13 protein-coding genes and 1 pseudogene are annotated in these 17160 nt (G+C 74.5%); 11 read left to right on the top strand and 3 right to left on the bottom strand.

Annotation, left to right across the window (positions count from 1 at the left end):
* Together ACFVHB_RS38310 and ACFVHB_RS38305 are read right to left on the bottom strand one after the other, a co-directional pair.
* Window positions 1-219: pseudogene (locus ACFVHB_RS38310) on the bottom strand (5-deoxy-glucuronate isomerase); the annotation flags it as partial.
* Window positions 220-295: 76 nt separating this feature from the next.
* The gene (locus ACFVHB_RS38305) at window positions 296-1063 is read right to left on the bottom strand and encodes a thioesterase II family protein (RefSeq protein WP_380332125.1); all 768 of its coding nucleotides are present in this window, start codon (window positions 1061-1063) and stop codon (window positions 296-298) included.
* Window positions 1064-1291: 228 nt separating this feature from the next.
* Between ACFVHB_RS38305 and ACFVHB_RS38300 the strand changes: the two genes are divergently transcribed.
* Together ACFVHB_RS38300 and ACFVHB_RS38295 are read left to right on the top strand one after the other, a co-directional pair.
* Entirely contained in the window at window positions 1292-1582 is a 291-nt protein-coding gene (locus tag ACFVHB_RS38300; protein ID WP_380332122.1) for a hypothetical protein, read from the top strand.
* 324 nt (window positions 1583-1906) lie between these two features.
* Window positions 1907-2908, top strand: a complete 1002-nt coding sequence (locus ACFVHB_RS38295) for a transcriptional regulator (protein WP_380332119.1) — start codon at window positions 1907-1909, stop codon at window positions 2906-2908.
* Between the two features lie 13 nt (window positions 2909-2921).
* On the opposite strand, the gene ACFVHB_RS38290 is transcribed toward ACFVHB_RS38295, so the two are convergent.
* Complete coding sequence (locus ACFVHB_RS38290; protein ID WP_380332116.1) at window positions 2922-3824, bottom strand: ABC transporter ATP-binding protein; 903 nt, start codon at window positions 3822-3824, stop codon at window positions 2922-2924.
* A 557-nt stretch (window positions 3825-4381) separates the two neighbouring features.
* On the opposite strand from ACFVHB_RS38290, the gene ACFVHB_RS38285 reads away from it, so the two are divergent.
* From ACFVHB_RS38285 to ACFVHB_RS38245, 9 genes are all read left to right on the top strand, one after another.
* On the top strand, window positions 4382-5740 hold the full coding sequence (locus ACFVHB_RS38285; RefSeq protein WP_380332128.1) for a histidine kinase: 1359 nt from the start codon (window positions 4382-4384) through the stop codon (window positions 5738-5740).
* Between the two features lie 270 nt (window positions 5741-6010).
* Entirely contained in the window at window positions 6011-7900 is a 1890-nt protein-coding gene (locus tag ACFVHB_RS38280; RefSeq protein WP_380332113.1) for a fatty acyl-AMP ligase, read from the top strand.
* Window positions 7897-9627, top strand: a complete 1731-nt coding sequence (locus ACFVHB_RS38275) for an acyl-CoA dehydrogenase (protein WP_380332110.1) — start codon at window positions 7897-7899, stop codon at window positions 9625-9627. Before ACFVHB_RS38280 ends, ACFVHB_RS38275 begins: the two co-directional genes overlap by 4 nt.
* A 57-nt stretch (window positions 9628-9684) precedes the next feature.
* On the top strand, window positions 9685-9972 hold the full coding sequence (locus ACFVHB_RS38270; protein ID WP_380332107.1) for an acyl carrier protein: 288 nt from the start codon (window positions 9685-9687) through the stop codon (window positions 9970-9972).
* The gene (locus ACFVHB_RS38265) at window positions 9972-13049 is read left to right on the top strand and encodes a type I polyketide synthase (RefSeq protein WP_380332104.1); all 3078 of its coding nucleotides are present in this window, start codon (window positions 9972-9974) and stop codon (window positions 13047-13049) included. The genes ACFVHB_RS38270 and ACFVHB_RS38265 overlap by 1 nt, the downstream gene beginning before the upstream one ends.
* A 27-nt stretch (window positions 13050-13076) precedes the next feature.
* Window positions 13077-14108 (top strand): 3-oxoacyl-ACP synthase III family protein, encoded by a 1032-nt coding sequence (locus tag ACFVHB_RS38260; protein WP_380332101.1) that lies wholly within the window; start codon window positions 13077-13079, stop codon window positions 14106-14108.
* 8 nt (window positions 14109-14116) lie between these two features.
* Complete coding sequence (locus tag ACFVHB_RS38255) at window positions 14117-16018, top strand: HAD-IIIC family phosphatase (protein WP_380332099.1); 1902 nt, start codon at window positions 14117-14119, stop codon at window positions 16016-16018.
* Complete coding sequence (locus ACFVHB_RS38250) at window positions 16011-16250, top strand: acyl carrier protein (protein ID WP_380332096.1); 240 nt, start codon at window positions 16011-16013, stop codon at window positions 16248-16250. The genes ACFVHB_RS38255 and ACFVHB_RS38250 overlap by 8 nt, the downstream gene beginning before the upstream one ends.
* Window positions 16247-17110 (top strand): 4'-phosphopantetheinyl transferase family protein, encoded by an 864-nt coding sequence (locus ACFVHB_RS38245; RefSeq protein ID WP_380332093.1) that lies wholly within the window; start codon window positions 16247-16249, stop codon window positions 17108-17110. Before ACFVHB_RS38250 ends, ACFVHB_RS38245 begins: the two co-directional genes overlap by 4 nt.
* Window positions 17111-17160: the final 50 nt, after the last annotated feature.

Genomic DNA, 17160 nt, shown 5'->3' with positions numbered 1-17160 from the left:
CTGCACATGCGCGTCCCTCGGCACGTAGGCGAAGTCGGTGACGCCGCTGAACACGTCCTCCCGGCCGGTCAGTTCGAAGACGTCGCCGCCGTCGGTGAGCACCGTGCAGCCGCCGGAGAGCGGCAGCACGATCCACTCGCTGTCCCCGGTGGCGAAGGAGTGGTGGCCGCCGGGCGGCAGGTCGAGGACCCGCAGCGAGGAGTACCCCCAGCCGGCCCCCGCCCGGACGTGCTGGGCGGGGGCGGGGCCGTCGGGGGGCGGGAGGCGGCGCCGGCGCCTCCCTGGCTCGGGACCGTCAGCCGGCGGTCGGGGTGCGCTCCTGCTGGAAGTGCTCGACGAGGACCTTCATGACGTCCTTGCTCCGCTCGCTGATGAAGAAGTGCCCACCGGTGAACACCCGGAGGTCGAGCGGCTCCGTCGTGTGGTCGGCCCAGGCCTTCGCCTCGTCGAGGGTGGTCTTGGGGTCGCTGTCGCCGGTCAGCACGGTGATCGGGCAGTCCACGGTGACCCCGGGCGCGCAGCGGTACGCCTCGACCGCCTTGTAGTCGGCCCGGAGCGCGGGCAGCGCGGCCCGCATCATCTCGTCGTCCCCGAGCAGGGCCGAGGCGGTGCCGCTCAGCCGGCGCACCTCGGCCAGGATCGCGTCGTCACTGCGGAAGGTGTTCTCCTGCCGGAACGTCGACGGCGCGCGGCGCCCGGAGGCGAACAACCGCACCGGGCCGTGCCCTTCGGCCTCGAGACGGCGGGTCAGCTCGAAGCCGATCACGGCGCCCATGCTGTGGCCGAGGAAGGTGAGCGGGAGTTCCGGCTGACGCCGGAGCACCTCGTGGATGCGGTCGACGAGGACCGCCAGGTCGTCGATGGGCTGCTCCATCCGACGGTCCTGCCGGCCGGGGTACTGGATGGCGAGGACGTCCACATCGGGGCTCAGCGCCGCCGAGACCGGCAGGTAGAAGGACGCCGAACCGCCCGCGTGCGGGAGGCACACCAGTCGCGCGGACGGGTTTTCGGCAGGGTGAAAGCGTCGGCACCACAGTTCATCTCCGGGCGAAGGCCGAGACATGCCACTCCAGAAGGTAGTCACACCGGATCGTCGAATCGAAATCCGAACATAGCGAATGCGGCCCCCGCGTTCGTCCGCTCAACTGTGGGAACGGGACAGTTGAACGGCGACCGGGCGGCGGCCCGGCTGGTATCTATTGGTGGCGAGGGAACGTGGCTGCCTGTTGCGTTGTCCCGATGATCCCGGTTGCATTTCCGAAATACGCGGCGACATTGAGAGGTGACGTACGTGGGGCACAAGTTCTCCCTGGTCCTCAGTCGGGAGATCACCGACGAGGAGTCGGCGGTCCTGCAGGAGGGTTTCGCCGGCGCGGTGTTCTCGACCGACGCCCTTCCCACCGACGCGGAGGTCGCGGTCACGAGGATCGACTTCGACGACGAGGTCTCGCCCTCCCTGGCCGAGGCGATCGAGTCGGCTCTTGAGTCGGTGAAGACGGTTCCGGACCTCACCGTTCCCGGCCTCAGCGTCCCGGCGGTGCCGCAGGCGCCGGCCGAGGAGCCGGCCGCCGAGGTGGCGTAGCCCGGCGGCGCGACGGGCCGCCGAGGCGGCGGAGGGTGCGAACGCGGCGGAGCTCCGGCCGGGGTGACTCAGGGTCATCCGGGCCGGAGCTCCGCCGCGTCGTCGCCGTTCAACCGGTGTGCCGGCCCGGTTGAGCACGCCCCGGAGCAGGGGGCCCTTAACTCCGGGGTGGGGACCCCTAAGTCCCCGGGCGGCGGGTTCCGGGGTGCGGATGCGGCTGCTAGCGTGTGATTCACGTCAATTCGAAAAAGCCTGAAAGGCCATTGACCAGATTTCTGCTCCACTGCTGCAAATGACTCGCCGGAGTTGTCATGGGGGTGCAGTATGGGCCTGCTAGCCCACAGCGTAATACCGCTCGGAATCGACGACCGCTGGGACGACGAGCCGGAGACCGTCTCGGTTCCGATCATGGAGATCCTGCCCGGGGACTCGCCGCGGCTGGAGGGTGAGGACAAGGTCCACGTCCTGCGGCTCGCGGCGATCGAGAGTCCGCTGCCGCCGATCCTGGTCGACCGGCGGACGATGCGGGTGATCGACGGGATCCACCGTCTGATGGCGGCCTCCCTCAAGGGGCGGAAGGCGATCGACGTCAGGTTCTTCGACGGCAGCCGTGAGGAGGCGTTTCTCAAGGCGGTCGAGGCGAACGTCGAGCACGGTCTCCCGCTGTCGCAGGCCGACCGCACCGCGGCCGCGCTGCGGATCCTCAAGTCGCACCCCACCATGTCGGACCGGGCCGTCGCGAAGTCGACCGGCCTGGGTGCCAGGGCCGTCGCGGAGCTGCGCCGCTCGTCCGACGCCGTGCCCCCGTCGAACTTCCGCGTCGGGCGGGACGGCAAGGTCCGTCCGCTGAACGGCGCGACGGGGCGGCTGCGGGTGGCGGAGCTGATCCGGGAGAACCCCGAGGCCTCGCTGCGCCAGGTGGCCAGGTCGGCCGGCGTCTCGCCGGCGACGGCGCTGGACGTGCGCCGGCGGCTGGAGCGCGGTGAGGGGCCCGTCCCCTGTCAGCGGAACACCGGCGGTGCCGCGGAGTCCCGGCGGGATCCCGTGCCGGCCCCGGTCCCGGCCGTCGTGGGGCCCCCGTCGACCGTCACCCTCGAGAAGCTCATGCGCGATCCGTCCCTGCGCCAGAGCGAACTCGGCCGGCGGCTGCTGCGGATGTTCAAGGAGAACGTGCTGGGCGCCAAGGAGATGACGGACATCTGTGCGTCCGTGCCCTCGCACTGCATCGAACTGATCATTCAGCTTTCCCGTCAGAACTCGCAGATCTGGGAGGATTTCGCCCAGGAGCTGAACCGGCGGGCCCGGATCGTGAATCCCGAATCCTGAACAGGGCGCGTCATCAGGTGGCGGAGCGCTTGCTGATCAGCGCGAGGAAGGCGTCCAGGGCGGCCTGGTCGACGCGCAGGTTCCCGGCCAGCACCCGGTGGTGCGCCAGCAGGGAGGTGACCTCGCCCAGCGCGTTGTCGTTGCCGGTCACCACGACGTGGTCGCCCTGCCGGTTCACGCCGCTGACGTCGGGCAGCCCCGCCAGGAGGTCGTGGTCGAACGGCGCGGAGGGGCGGAACTGGATCCGCTGCCCGCTGCGGACGCGTTCGAGCAGCCTGGCCGGCGTGTCCGTGACGGTGAGACGGCCCTTGTCCATCAGGGCGACCCGGTCGCAGAGCCGCTCGGCCTCCTCCCAGAACTCGGTGACGAGCAGGATGGTGACGCCACTGGCGCGGACGGCTTCGATCAGCTCCCAGGTGTCCTCCCGGGCCTGCCGGTCCAGCCCGGTGGTCAGCTCGTCGAACACCGCCACCTGGGGGTTGCCGACCTGCGCCAGCACGGCGGCGAGCTGCTCGTCCGTCCGGCCGGACGGCCCGTCGCCCCCGGGCCCGGCGGTGAGCCCGACCGCGTCCATGAGCCGCCGCCAGTCGGCGGGGTCGCGGTAGAAGGAGCTGTAGAGCGACAGCGCCTCCGCGACCTGCATCCGGTCGGGTGCCCGGCCGTCCTGCAGCCGGGCGTCGATCTGCCGCGTGATCCCGGACCGCGCCGGCCGGGGATCGCGGCCGAGCACGCCGATCCGGCCGCCGTCCCGGTCCCGCAGCCCCTCGACGCATTCGACGATCGTGGTCTTGCCCGCCCCGCGGGGCCCGAGGATCCCGAAGATCTCGCCCTCCTCGACGGTGAAGGACACATCGTCGACCGCCACCAGGTCACCGTACGTTTTGCGGAGGTTCCGCACGTCAATCACCACGGACATTTGTCGTCCTTTCGCCTGCCTGTCTGCGTGTGCCGGTGTGGGCCGGGGCTTGAAAACCTACGGTCCGCCAGCCCTGCCCTGCCACCCCGCTATGCCCCAGGCGTAGTGGGGCCTATCCCCACCGATTTCCAGGCCGTGCGTTCGATTTCCACTGTCAAATGAAAGTCGCACTGAAACGATTCTGCACACAAGTCGGCGGGCGCGGGTAGGTTATCGGACCGGAAAAGCGTTCGGAATGCGCCCCCGGGATACGGCTCCCGGTGCCGGCTCCCGCCGCACGGGCCCCGGAAGGCGCGCGACCGGACGCCGCGCGCCGGCGGCGCGGTGGGGAACCCCTGACCCTCCGGCGGCCACCCCTGACCCTCCGGCGGCCACCCCTGACCCGGGGCCGCGCCGTTAGGGGTCCGGCCCCGCCCGACCCCTAACAGGGGCGCGAGTGGATCCTGCCCTCCGCCCGCGCGCCCTACTGTCGAATGACGAAGGTTCGGAGCGTGACCGCGGTAGACGGGTGTCGAACCGACGGTACCGGACCGACCGCTGGAGGTGCCGTGAGCAGCATGCAGTCCCCAGTGGCCGAGCGGCCGACGGGCGTGCCCGCCGTGGCCCGGGCACGGGGGCACGCGACGGCCCTCGGGCGGCTCACCGTGCTCGCCGCCCTGGTCCCGTTCACGCTCGGACTGCTCGCCACGACCCTGGTCGGCTTCGGGCTCTGGTTCTGCCTCGGATTCCTCCCGCTGTTCCCGGCGGTGACCGGACTCACCAGGGCCGCGGCCGGTCTCGCCCGGCGCCTCGCCGGGAAGTGGTCCGGGGTGCCCGTGCCGTCGCCGTACCTGCCGCGCCCGGAGCCCGAGCGCACCCCGTACGGCCGGCTGCGGACCGGCCACGACCCCCACGGGCCCGGCCGGTTCGCCGGAACCACCCGCACCATCGGCTGGCTGTGGACCGACCCGGCGACCTGGCGGGACTACCTGTGGGTGCTGCTGAACCCGCTGATCGGCGGCGCGACCGCCGCCGTTCCGCCCTTCCTCTTCGGCTACGGCCTGTTCGGCCTCGTCCAGCCGGCCCTGCACACCACCCCCGGCTACGCCCTCCTCCCGCTGGACGGCACCGACGCCGCCCTCCTCGGCCTCGCCCTGGCCGTCGCCGGCCTGGGCGCGGCGGAGCGGATGCTGCGCCTGCACGGCCACTGGACGCGGGCCCTGCTCGGGCCCGCCGAGCGGGCGGGGCCCGCCCACCGGGCCCGGCAGCCCGCCGGGATCCGGCCGGACGCCGTCGAGGCGCAGGCCCCCGAGCTGCGCCGGATCGAACGCGACCTGCACGACGGCGCCCAGGCCCGGCTGGTCGCCGTGGGCCTGCGCCTCGGTGCGGTCGGGGCGCTCATCGACCGGGACCCGCAGGCCGCGAAGAAGCTGGTGACGGAGACCCAGGAGAACGTCACCCGGGCCCTCCAGGAGCTGCGCGACCTGGTCCGCGGCATCCACCCCCCGGTCCTCGCCGAGCGCGGACTGGTCGACGCGGTGCGCAACCTCGTCCTGGACGTCCCGCTGGAGGTCGAGGTGCGGGCCGACGTGCCCGGCCGGGCGCCGTCCCCGGTCGAGGCCGCCGTCTACTTCGCCGTCAGCGAGGCGCTCGCCAACGCCGCGAAGCACAGCGGCGCCCGGCACGCCACCGTCGCCTTCTCCCACACCGCCGGGCTGCTGCGCGCCGAGGTGGCCGACGACGGCCACGGCGGCGCCGACCCCCTGCTCGGCAGCGGGCTGCGGGGCATCCAGTGCCGCCTCGCGGCGTTCGACGGCACGCTCGCGCTGAGCAGCCCGCCCGGGGGTCCGACCCGGCTGACCATGGAACTGCCGTGCGCGTTGTCCGCGCCGACGGCCGCCGCCGCCCCCTGCGAGACCGGCTGCCCCCGCTGCTGACCGCCACGGCCCCGCGACCACCGCGAGCGGGCGGGCCGGACGCAGCGGGCCGGACGCACCTGCGACGCCCGCCACGTCGACGCCCTCCCGCACCTCCCGCACCTCCCGCGCCCTCGATCCCTTCAGCGCCCCCAGCGTCCCCAGCGTCCCCAGAGCCTCCGACGCCTTCTAAAAGGGGCCCTAAGCGGGGCTTTAGCGCCCGGCGCGATCATCGGACGGTACGAAGGGCCCGGTGTGCGGGGCCCGCAGTGCCGGAGATGATCCGAGGGGATGTCATTGTCACGCTTCGTCACCTTCACCGAGCTCGTGCGGGCGCGGGCCGCCGAACTCGCCGACGCGCCGGCCCACATCTTCCTTCGGGACACCCCCGGCGGGCTGGTCGCCGAGACGCTCAGCTACGCCGAGCTCGACCGGGAGGCCCGCCGGATCGCGGCCGTCCTCCAGGCGCACCGCGCCGAGGGCCAGCCCGTGCTGCTGCTCTACCCGTCGACGACCGAGTTCCTGAAGGCCTTCGTCGGCTGCCTCTACGCCGGCGCGGTGGCGGTCCCCGTCCCGCTGCCCGGCTCCGAGGGCGACAGCAAGCGGCTGAACCGGACCGCGGCGGTGCTCCGCGACGTCGGCACCCGGCTGGTGCTCACCGACACCGCCAGCGCCCCCGAGGTCGCCCTCTGCCTGGCGGACTCGCACGGCGCCGGCGCGGTCTGCCTGGCGACCGACACCCCGGGCCTCGGCGACCCCGAGAACTGGCTGGAGCCCGCCCCCGCCGACCCGGAGGACCTCGTCTTCCTCCAGTACACCTCCGGCTCGGTCTCCGACCCGCGCGGCGTGATGGTCTCCCACCGCAACCTGCTGGCCAACCAGCGGGCCCTGCAGGAGGCGTTCGGGACCACCGCCGAGGACCGCTTCGGCGGCTGGCTGCCGCACTACCACGACATGGGTCTGATCGCGCACCTGCTGCACCCGATCTGGCTCGGCAGCTGCTCGGTGCAGATGACGCCCACCGCGTTCGTCAAACGGCCCCACCGCTGGCTCCGGGCGATCCAGGACCACGGCGTGACCGTCGGCGGCGGCCCCAACTTCTGCTACGACCTGTGCGTCCGCCGGGTGACGGACCAGCAGCTCGCCGAGCTGGACCTCTCCCGGTGGCGGCTGGCGCTCAACGGCGCCGAGCCCGTCCGCCAGACCACCCTGAAGGCCTTCGCCGAACGCTTCGCCGCCGCCGGACTGCGCCCGGAGGCCGTGTACCCGTGCTACGGGCTCGCCGAGGCCACCCTGATCGTCTCCGGCGGCGTCCCCGGGACCGCGTACGCCGCGACGGCCGTCGACGCCACCGAACTGGAGCGCGACCGCTTCACCCCGGCCGACCCCGACCGGATCGAGCAGCCCTTCCGCACCCTCGTCGGCTGCGGCCGGGTGCGGGGCTTCGACCTGCGGATCGTCGACCCGGTCGCCCACCGCGAACTGCCCCCCGGCGCGGTCGGGGAGATCTGGCTGCGCGGCGACAGCGTCGCCCGGGGCTACTGGCAGCGCCACACCGAGACCGCCGAGACCTTCCGGGCCACCCTGAGCGACGGCGAGACCGGCTTCCTGCGCACCGGCGACCTGGGCGTGCTGGAGGACGGCGAGCTGTACGTCACCGGGCGGCTGAAGGAGGTCGTCATCCTCAACGGCCGCAACGTCTACCCGCAGGACGTCGAGTGGGCCGTGCGCGGCCTCCACCCGGGGTTCGGCCTCGGCGCGGCCTTCGCGGCGCAGGCCGGCCGGGAGCAGCTGGTCGTGGTCCAGGAGGTCAAGGGCCTCGGCGCGGACACCGACGCCGGCGGGCTGCGCCTGCTCGCCCAGCGGATCCAGGCGCTGCTCGGGCGCGACTTCAACGTCCCGGCCGGCAACGTGCTGCTCGTCCCGCCCGGCACCGTCCGCCGCACCACCAGCGGCAAGGTGCAGCGCACCCTGATGCGGCGGCTCTTCCTGGACGGCGAGCTGCGCGGCGACTACGAGGTGCTCGACCCGGTCATGCGCGCCCTGGTGCGCGGCCGCGAGGACCTGCTCGGTGACGGCCTGCTCGGTGACGGCCGGGTGGACGACGGCCGGGTGGACGACGCCTTCGTCCGCGACGGTCTCCGGGGGCCCGAACCGGCCGGCGGGGGGCTGCGACGATGACCGCGCTGCTCTCGCCCGCCGCGGCTCCCGCCCGGGTCGCGGAGATCGAGACCGCGCTCGGCGACCCGACCGACGAGGGCAACCCGTACGGCTACCACCGGCTGCTCCCGGCCGACCGCGCGGCCGTCCCGTTCGCGGCCGCCGAGGAGCTGCTGGACGGGCTCGGCGTCAGCGCCGAGTACGTGCCGCGGCACCTCGGCGGGCGGCTGGACTCGATCGAGACCCTGGTCCGGGTGATGCGGCCGCTGTTCCGCCGGGACGTCGGGCTCGGCATGGGCTACGGCATGCACACCTTCATGGCCGCCTCCGACGTCTGGATCACCGGCACCCCCGCCCAGCAGGAGTGGATGGCGGGCCTCCTGCTCCGGGGCGCGCGGGCCGCGATCGCGCAGCACGAGACGGCGCACAGCAACGACTACGTGCGCAGCCAGGTGGCCGCGCGCCGGGAGGGCGACGGCTTCGTGCTCACCGGCTCCAAGCCGATGATCAACAACCTGAGCCGGGCCGAGGCGCTCGTCCTGTTCTGCCGCACCGATCCCGAGCCGGGCAGCCGCAGCCACTCGGTGCTGCTGCTCGACCCCCGGCAGCTGCCCGCCGGGCGGGCCACCGTGCTGCCCCGGCACCACGCCGTCGGACTGCGCGGCTGCCTGTGGACCGGGATCGCCTTCGACGACTGCCCGGCGCCGGAGTCCGCCCTGCTCGGAGCGGTCGGCAGCGGGGTCGGGACGGCGCTGCGCTCCTTCCAGATCAGCCGCACCGTGATCGCCTCGCTGGCCCTCGCCGCGGTGGACACCAGCCTGCGCACCGCCGTCCAGTTCGACCTGGACCGCCGCCTCGGCGGCTCGTACGGCTCCTGGACCGACCCGGCCAGGATCGACCAGGCGCTCGTCAACGCGTTCGTGAACCTGCTGCTGTACGACTCGCTCGCGGTGGTCGCCACCCGGGCGCTGCACCTGCTGCCGGAGCAGACCAGCGTCTACTCCGCCTCGCTCAAGTACCTGCTGCCCAAGGTGCTCATCAAGACCATGTACGACCTGTCGGTCGTGCTCGGAGCCGGGATCTACACCCGGGACGGCAACCTCGGCATCTTCCAGAAGCACGTCCGCGACGTCCCGGTGCTGAGCCTCGGCCACGCCGGGACGGTGGCCTGCCAGGCGACCGTCATCCCGCAGCTGCCGTGGCTGGCCCGCGGGTCGTGGTTCGCCGAGCCGGAGCCGCCGGCGGAGCTCTTCCGGCTCGGCACCGAGGTCCCGCCGCTCGACCGCACCCGGCTCAGCCTGGCCTGCGGCCGGGACGGCCTCAGCGCCGAGCTGGTGGCGGTCGCGGACGGCGCTCCCGGGGGTTCGCCGGCCGAGCGGGCGCTGCGCAGCCTGGCCGGCCGACTGGTCGGCGAGTTGCGGGACCTGCGGCAGCGGGTGCTGGCGCTGTCCGACGCGGACCGGGCCGGGCCGCGCGGCGCGGTCAGCTTCCCCCTGGTGGACCGGTACGCGCTGCTGCTCGCGGCGGCCTCGGTCGCGGGCGTGTGGCGGCACGGCCGGGACGGGCGGGACCCGTTCCTGGCCGACCCGAGCTGGGCGGCCCTGGCGTTGCACCGGATCGCCAGACAACTCGGCACCCCGGTGGGGGAGTTGCCGCCCGAGTGCGGGACGAGGGTCCGGCACGAGCTGCAACTGCGCTTCGCCGACCGGCGCAGCTTCGACCTCTACAACACCCCCGTTCCCGGCTGACCGACGGCGCCCGGGCCGCCCGCGGCCGGGAGCCCCCATCATGCAAGGAGTTCAGCGATGACCACTTCCACCAGCCGGGACGCCGCGCGGCCGGGCCTGGTCCCGCACGGCTGGCTGCTCGACCGGATCTCCCTCTACCTCAAGCGGCCGGCCGAGAGCATCGACCCCACCGTCCCGCTCGCCGAGTACGGCCTGGACTCGGTGTGCGCGCTCAGCCTCTGCGGCGACCTGGAGGACGAGTTCGGCCTGGAGGTCGAGCCGACCCTGATCTGGGACCACCCGACCCTGGAGAGCCTGACCGCCCACCTGGTCGAGCAGCCGGACGCGCTGCGCGGACGGTTCTGATGGTCGGACACGCCCCGGCGGACCGGCTCGACCGGCCCGACCGGCAGGCCCCGCCCGACCGGCCGGACCGGCACGCGCAGCCCGGCCTGCCACCCGGACACGAGCGGGACATCGCCGTCGTCGGGCTGGACTGCGCCTTCCCCTCCGCCGTGGGACCGGACGCCTACTGGGACCTGCTGATGCGCGGCGGGGAGGCCGTCGGCGAGGTGCCGGAGGCCCGCTGGACCGCCGACGACCTGCCCGGCGCCGTGCGCGACGCGCACCGGACGGCGCTGCTGCGCGGCGGCTTCCTCGCCGACGCCGACTGCTTCGACAACGACTTCTTCGCGCTGGCCCCGCGCGAGGCCGCCGCCATGGACCCGCAACAGCGGCTCCTGCTGCAGTGCGCCTGGCGGGCCCTGGAGGACTCCGGCCGCTCGCCGGTCGAGCTGGCCGGCACCGACACCGGGGTGTTCGTCGGGGTGATGGGCGGCGAGTGGGGCCGGCTGCGGATGGCCGACCCCGAGCGGATCAGCCCGCAGCTCGGCACCGGCAGCAGCGCGGGCATGGCCGCCAACCGCATCTCGTACCACCTCAACCTGACCGGGCCGAGCCTCGCGGTGGACACCGCCTGCTCCTCCTCGCTGGTCGCCGTCCACCTGGCCGGCAACGCCCTGTTGTCCGGCGAGTGCGACACCGCGCTCGCCGGAGGCGTGAACCTGCTGCTCACCCCGGCGCTCGGGCTGGTCTACAGCCAGCTCGGGCTGGCCTCGCCCGACGGCCGCTGCAAGCCGTTCAGCGCCGACGCCGACGGCATCGGCCGCAGCGACGGCGTGGGCCTGGTGGTGCTGCGTCGGCTGGCCGACGCGGTGGCCGACGGCCAGCGGATCTACGCCGTCATCAAGGGCACCGCCGTCAACCAGGACGGGCGCAGCAACGGTGTCACCGCGCCCAACCGGTGGTCGCAGCAGAAGGTGCTCCAGGCCGCCTACCGGCGGGCCGGGGTGACGCCGGAGCAGATCACCTTCCTGGAGGCGCACGGCACCGGCACGGCGCTGGGCGACGCGATCGAGTGCGCGGCGCTGGGCGCGGTGCACGGGGTGGAGCGCGAACGGCCCTGCGCGATCGGCTCGGTGAAGGGCAACCTCGGTCACACCGAGGGCGCCGCCGGGATCGCCGGGCTGATCAAGACGGTGCTGGCGCTGCACCACCGGATCGTCCCGGCCAGTCGCTTCGCCGACCGCGAGAACCCCCAGCTGCGGCTCGCCGAGCGCGGGCTGCGACTGCTGAAGTCCCCGCTGCGGCTGCCGCCCGGCCCGGTGGTGGCCGGGGTCAGCAGCTTCGGCATGGGCGGCACCAACGCGCACGCCGTCCTCGCCGCCGCACCCCGCACCGCCGGCCGCGCCGGGACGCGGCAGAGCGGCGGGGTCGGCGTGTTCACGGTGACCGCCGACAGCCCGGAGGGGCTCGGCCGCAACCTCGCCGCCCAGGCCGAGGCGATCGCCCGGCGCCCGCGCGGCGGCGTGACCGCGCTGTGCCGGAGCAGCAACCGGGTGAAGACCGGGCTGCCGTACCGGTACGCCGTCACCGCCCGGGACACCGAGGAGCTGGCCGGCCGGTTGCGCCGGGCCGCGGAGGACGGCACCGGCGGGTACGCCCAGCGGCCGTGGACCAAGCCCGTGGTGGCCTTCCTGTTCACCGGCCAGGGCAGCCAGTTCCCGGCCATGACGGCCGGGCTGCACCGGGAGTCCGCCGTCTACCGGCGCCACCTGGCCGAGGCGGACGCGGCGCTGGCCCCGCACGTCGGAGGCTCGATCCGGGACCTCGTGCTGCGCGGCGACGAGGCCGTCCGGGAGACCGGCCCCGCCCAGCCGGCGCTGTTCGCGGTCGGCTACGCGCTGGCCGCCACCCTCGGCGAGCTGGGCGTGCGGCCGGCGACCGTGATCGGCCACAGCGTCGGCGAGTTCGCGGCGGCGGTGCTCGCCGGCGTGCTCGACCTCGGCCGGGCCGCCGAACTGGTCGCCACCCGCGCCTCCCTGATGCAGCAGCTGCCGGCCGGCGGCGGCATGCTGGCGGTCCGGGCCGCGCCCGCCGACCTGGCCGGGCTGCTCGCCGAACAGCCGGAGCTGACGGTCGCGGCGGTCAACGGCCCCGCCGACGCGGTGCTCTCCGGCCCGGTCGCCGAACTGGACCGCGCCGAGCGGACGCTGGCCGGGCACGGCGTCCGCACCTCCCGGATGGAGGTCTCGCACGCGTTCCACTCCCCGCGGATGGCCCCCGCCGTCGCGGCCTTCCGGGCGGCGGCCGCGGCGGTCCGCCCGGGCGTGCCCCGGCTGCCGATCGCCTCCACCCGGTACGGCGGGCTGCTCGGCGACCGCCCGATGGACGCCGACTACTGGGCGGGCCAACTGGCCGAGCCGGTGCTGTTCGACGACGCGCTCGGCGCGCTGCTCGACGAGGTGGCGCCCACCCACCTGGTGGAGATCGGGCCGCGTCCGCACCTGCTCCCGCTCGCGGGCCGTTCCGGCCGGGCGGTCGGCGTGGAGTTCCTGCACCCGTCGCCGGGCCCCGAGGCCACCGGCCGGGACCTGGCCGAGGTGGTGGCCGCGCTCTACCGGGCCGGGCTCGACCCGCGGTGGAGCGCGCTCTACCCGCCCGACCCGCCGGCGCCGGAGCGGCTGCGGCCGTACGTCTTCGCCACCGGGAACCGCTACTGGGGCTGCGCCCCGGCCCACCGCCCGGAGCCGGTGCGGACGACCCCCGTGCGCCCGGAGCCGGTGCGCCCGGAGCCGGTGCGTCCGGCCGCGGCGCGGACGGCGCCCGCGCCGGTCTCCCCGGCGGCGGACCCGGTGGTCGCGGTCGTGATCGAGGCCGTCCTGGAGGTCGGCGGCTACGCGCCGGAGCTGGTCGTCCCCGCGGCCCGGTTCTACGAGGACCTGGGCTTCGACTCCGTGATGATCATGCAGCTCAAGGACGCCGTCGAGGCCCGGCTGCCGCAGGCCGGCGAGGTCTCGATCCACCAACTACTGCCCGCCCTCAGGTCGATCGCCTCGCTCGCGGAGCTCTACGGCGAGCTGGTCACCGCCAAGGCGGCATAGCCCGGACGAGGGGAGAAGGAGCGCACCATGACCCGAATCGACGACGCCGCGACGGCCCACCTCGCCGCGGTCGGCACCGCCCTGCCCGGCGAGCCGGTGGACAACGCCACCCTGGGCCGGCTGCTCGGCGTGAGCGAGGAGTGGATCGACATCTTCGTCGGCACCAGGGCCAGACACTTCGCCTGGGACCTGGAGACCGGTGAGGTCCGGCGGACCCTCGTCGACCTGTGCGCCGAGGCCGGGGCCCGGGCCCTGGAGTCGGCCGGGCTGGAGCCCGCCGACATCGAGTTCGTGGTGCTCTCCACCGCCACCCCAGACACCCTGCTGCCGACCACCGCGACCCAGGTCGCCGACCGGCTCGGCCTCGACCACCTGCCGGTCTTCCAGCTCCAGGCCGGCTGCTCCGGCGCCGTGCAGGCCCTCGACCTCGGCCGGAGCCTGCTGGCGGGCGGCGCCGGCGCCGGCCTCGTCCTCGGCGGCGACGTGACCGCGCGCCACCTGGACGTCCGCCGCGACCCGGCCCGGATGCCCACCGAGGAGCTGGTCAACTACGTGCTGTTCGGCGACGGCGCGGGCGCCGCGGTGCTGACCGCCGAGCCCCTCGGCGAGCGGGTCGCGGTCCGCGGGGTGCTCAACAGCTTCGCCGGACTGGGCCGTCCGGCCGGCCAGACGGTCGACTGGTACGGCGTCAGCGACCGGCACTCGGAGCGGCCGATGCTCGCCGAGGACTACAAGGCCATCGAGGAGCGCGTCCCGGTGATGGCCGTGGAGATCTTCTGGGAGCTGCTCGACCGGGTCGGCTGGAGCACCTCCGACGTCGACCACCTGCTGCCGCCGCAGCTCTCCGAGCGGATGACCGCGCGCATCGTCGAGCACCTGGCGGTCCCCTCCGCCCACGAGGTCAGCTGCGTCAGCGACACCGGCAACACCGGCAACGCCCTGCCGTTCCTGCAGCTCGAACGACTGCTGCCGCAGCTCGGAGCCGGGCAGCGCGCGGTCGGGGTGACGGTCGAGTCCAGCAAGTGGATCAAGACCGGGTTCGCGCTGGAGAAGGTCTGAGGCGCGCCATGACCCCACCACTCGACCGGCTCCGCGCCCTGCGGGCCGACGGCGGACTGGCCGCCGCGTACCACGAGGTGCCCGGCCTGCTCGCCGGCCTGCTCGACGACGCCGACCCGGCCCGCCGCACCGCCGACCTGTACCGGGCCGGCCGGCTGCTCGCGGGCGCCGGCCCGGAGGCCGTCCTGCGCCACCACCCGGACACCCCCGTCCTGACCGTCGCGATCACCGGCCAGTCCACGGTCGCCGAGCTCGTCGACCCGCTGACCGCCGAACTCGCCCGGCACGGCCTGCTGCTGCGACCGGTCCTCGGCGACTTCGGCGGCTACCTGCGCGACCTGACCGACCCGGCCGGACCGGTCCACCCCGCCGCACCGGACCTCGCCCTGTGCCTGCTCGACGCCGAGACGGTCTTCGCCGAGGTCCTCACCCCGTGGCAGCCCGAGGACGTCGCCGCCGCGGCCGACCGGGTGCTCGGCCGGCTCGCCGGGCTGGTCGCCGAGTACCGGCGGATCTCGGCCGGCACCCTGGTGCTCAACACCGTGCCCCTGCTGCGCACCCACTCCCACCAGCTGGTCGACCACCGCTCCCGGGCCCGGCTCGGCGCCGTCTGGCGCGAGTTCAACGCCGGGCTGCTGCGGCTGGCCGAGGAGCACCCGTCGCTGGTCGTGATCGACCTGGACCCGCTCGTCGCGGACGGCCCGCCGGCGCACGACCCCAGGCTCGCCGCCTACGCCAAGGCGCGGCTGTCCGCGCCGCTGCTCGCCGCCTACGCCCGGGAGATCGGCCACCTGGCCCGCGCCCTGCGGGGGCGGACCCGCAAGTGCCTGGTGCTGGACCTTGACCACACCCTGTGGGACGGCGTGCTGGCGGAGGACGGCCCCGACGGCGTCGCGGCCGCCGGCACCCTGCGCGGCGAGGCCTTCGGCGGCTTCCAGCGCCACGTCCGCCAGCTCGCCTCCCAGGGCGTGCTGCTCGCGGTGAGCAGCAAGAACGACCGGGCGCAGGTGCTGCGGACGCTCCGCGAGCACCCCGATCTGGTGCTCCGCGAGCCGGACTTCGTCCGGGTGAACGCCGACTGGTCGGACAAGGCGGCCCATCTGCTCGACATCGCCGACCGGCTCGGCCTCGCCCCGGACGCCCTGGTCTTCGCCGACGACTCACCGGCCGAGCGGGCCCGGGTGCGGCACGGCGCGCCGGGCGTCGCGGTGCTGCCGCTCGACGACGAGCCGGCGCTGCACCCGGTGCGGCTGCTCGCGGACGGCTGGTTCGACGTGCCCCGGCTCACCGAGGAGGACCGCGACCGCACCGCGCAGTACCGGACGGAGGGGGAGCGCCGCCGGCTGCGCGAGGGCAGCGGCTCGCTCGCGGAGTTCCTGGCCGAGCTGGGGGTCACCGTGGAGATCGCCCCGCCGCGCCCGCACGAGTACCCGCGGCTGGCCCAACTCACCCAGCGCACCAACCAGTTCAATCTCACCGGGCTGCGGCTCCAGCCCGCCGAGCCGGCTCTGCTCGCGGCCGACCCCGAGCGGCTGCTGCTGGCCGTCCAGTCGGCCGACCGGTTCGGCCCCAACGGGCTGGTCGGCGCGCTGCTCGGCCGCCGCACCGAGGACCGGCTGCTGCTGGAGAACGTCTGGCTCAGCTGCCGGGTGCTCACCCGGGGCATCGAGCAGGCCTGCCTCGCCGCCCTGCTGGCCCACGCCGCCGCCACCGGGCTGCGGGCCGTGGACGCCCGGTACCGGCCGACCGCCAGGAACCTACGGGCGCGGGACTTCTACCCCGCGCTCGGCTTTACCGAGATCGCCCGCGAAGGGGACCAGGTGTACTACCGCCACGACCTGACGGAGCGTCCGCACGCTCCCGGTCACATCCGCCTCGACCTGCGAGTGGAGGGGGCGGCCCATGCGTGAACCCGACGGCCTGGAGGCGTTCCTGCGCCTGGTCCGCGAGGAGCTGGACCTCGCGGTCGGCAGCGGGGACGCCGACCGCGACCTCGCCGACCTGCCGGGCTGGGACTCGATGAACCTGCTGCGGCTGGTCACGCTGCTGGAGGCGGAGACCGGCCGCCGGCTCCCCGTCCACGCCGTCCTGGAGGCGCGCAGCCTCGCGGAGATCCACTCAGTTCTGGAGCGACAGGCATGACCGACCCCGGAGACTCCACGCTCGGACCGCCCGTCGGCCGGCCCATGCGGGTGGTCGCGCGCGGCGAGGTCTGGGACGCGGTGCGCGCCGACCTGGCCGCGTACGGCACCGCCGTGGTCCACGCCGACCTCGCCGACCTGGAGCCCGATCTGCCGACCGGCGACGAACTGCGCGCGCTGCTCGGCCGGGACTGGTCGCGCTACCTGGACCTCGCCCACCCCGAGGTGCGGCACCGCTACGCGGCGTCCAGGGTGCTGCTCAAGCTCGCGGCGGGCGCGGTCCTGAACGGCGACCCGAACGCCCTGGAGCTGGCGTACGGGCCGACCGGACGGCCGTACCTGCGCGGCTGCGACCAGGTGGACATCAGCCTCAGCCACACCGACGACCTGCTGCTGGTGGGCATCACCACCCGCGGCCTGATCGGGGTGGACGCGGAGCGCGCCGACCGCCCGATGTACCAGCGCGGCCTGGGCCGCCACGTGTGCACCCCGTACGAGCTGGTGACGCTGGCCGCCCAGCCCGAGGAGGAGCGCAACCCGGCCCTGGTGCGGCTGTGGACGCTCAAGGAGGCGTACAGCAAGGCGATCGGGCAGGGCATGCAGTTCAGCTTCACCGAGTTCGGCTTCGGTCCGGACGGCCGGCCGGTCCGGGTGCAGCGCCCCGACGGCAGCACCGGCACCGGTGACGAGTGGGGCTTCCACACCTTCGTGCTGGACAGCGGGTACTGCGTCAGCGTGGCCGTGTACGACGCGGGCTTCGGCACCATCGGAGACATGGATATGACAACGATGCTCGACCAGGACTGCGTGGACGCGATCGAGGGGGCGTTGCGGAACGGGGGCGGTGGGGTGCGGGCGTGACGCGACCCGACGCCCCGTCAGGTAGGGGGCTCCGGTTGCGGCGGCTGCTG

The sequence above is a fragment of the Kitasatospora sp. NPDC127111 genome (assembly GCF_042677465.1).
Taxonomy (GTDB): Bacteria; Actinomycetota; Actinomycetes; order Streptomycetales; family Streptomycetaceae; genus Kitasatospora.
The sequence above is the reverse complement of the archived record's forward strand: the minus strand, read 5'-3'. Positions and strand labels throughout refer to the sequence as shown.

Bases quoted from the DNA above. Each gene is read 5' to 3' on its own strand.
- ACFVHB_RS38265 (WP_380332104.1), top strand. From the start codon at position 9,972: ATGGTCGGACACGCCCCGGCGGACCGGCTCGACCGGCCCGACCGGCAG.
- ACFVHB_RS38295 (WP_380332119.1), top strand. From the start codon at position 1,907: ATGGGCCTGCTAGCCCACAGCGTAATACCGCTCGGAATCGACGACCGC.
- ACFVHB_RS38305 (WP_380332125.1), bottom strand. From the start codon at position 1,063: ATGTCTCGGCCTTCGCCCGGAGATGAACTGTGGTGCCGACGCTTTCAC.
- ACFVHB_RS38245 (WP_380332093.1), top strand. From the start codon at position 16,247: ATGACCGACCCCGGAGACTCCACGCTCGGACCGCCCGTCGGCCGGCCC.
- ACFVHB_RS38270 (WP_380332107.1), top strand. From the start codon at position 9,685: ATGACCACTTCCACCAGCCGGGACGCCGCGCGGCCGGGCCTGGTCCCG.
- ACFVHB_RS38260 (WP_380332101.1), top strand. From the start codon at position 13,077: ATGACCCGAATCGACGACGCCGCGACGGCCCACCTCGCCGCGGTCGGC.
- ACFVHB_RS38255 (WP_380332099.1), top strand. From the start codon at position 14,117: ATGACCCCACCACTCGACCGGCTCCGCGCCCTGCGGGCCGACGGCGGA.
- ACFVHB_RS38280 (WP_380332113.1), top strand. From the start codon at position 6,011: ATGTCATTGTCACGCTTCGTCACCTTCACCGAGCTCGTGCGGGCGCGG.
- ACFVHB_RS38275 (WP_380332110.1), top strand. From the start codon at position 7,897: ATGACCGCGCTGCTCTCGCCCGCCGCGGCTCCCGCCCGGGTCGCGGAG.
- ACFVHB_RS38285 (WP_380332128.1), top strand. From the start codon at position 4,382: ATGCAGTCCCCAGTGGCCGAGCGGCCGACGGGCGTGCCCGCCGTGGCC.
- ACFVHB_RS38290 (WP_380332116.1), bottom strand. From the start codon at position 3,824: ATGTCCGTGGTGATTGACGTGCGGAACCTCCGCAAAACGTACGGTGAC.
- ACFVHB_RS38250 (WP_380332096.1), top strand. From the start codon at position 16,011: ATGCGTGAACCCGACGGCCTGGAGGCGTTCCTGCGCCTGGTCCGCGAG.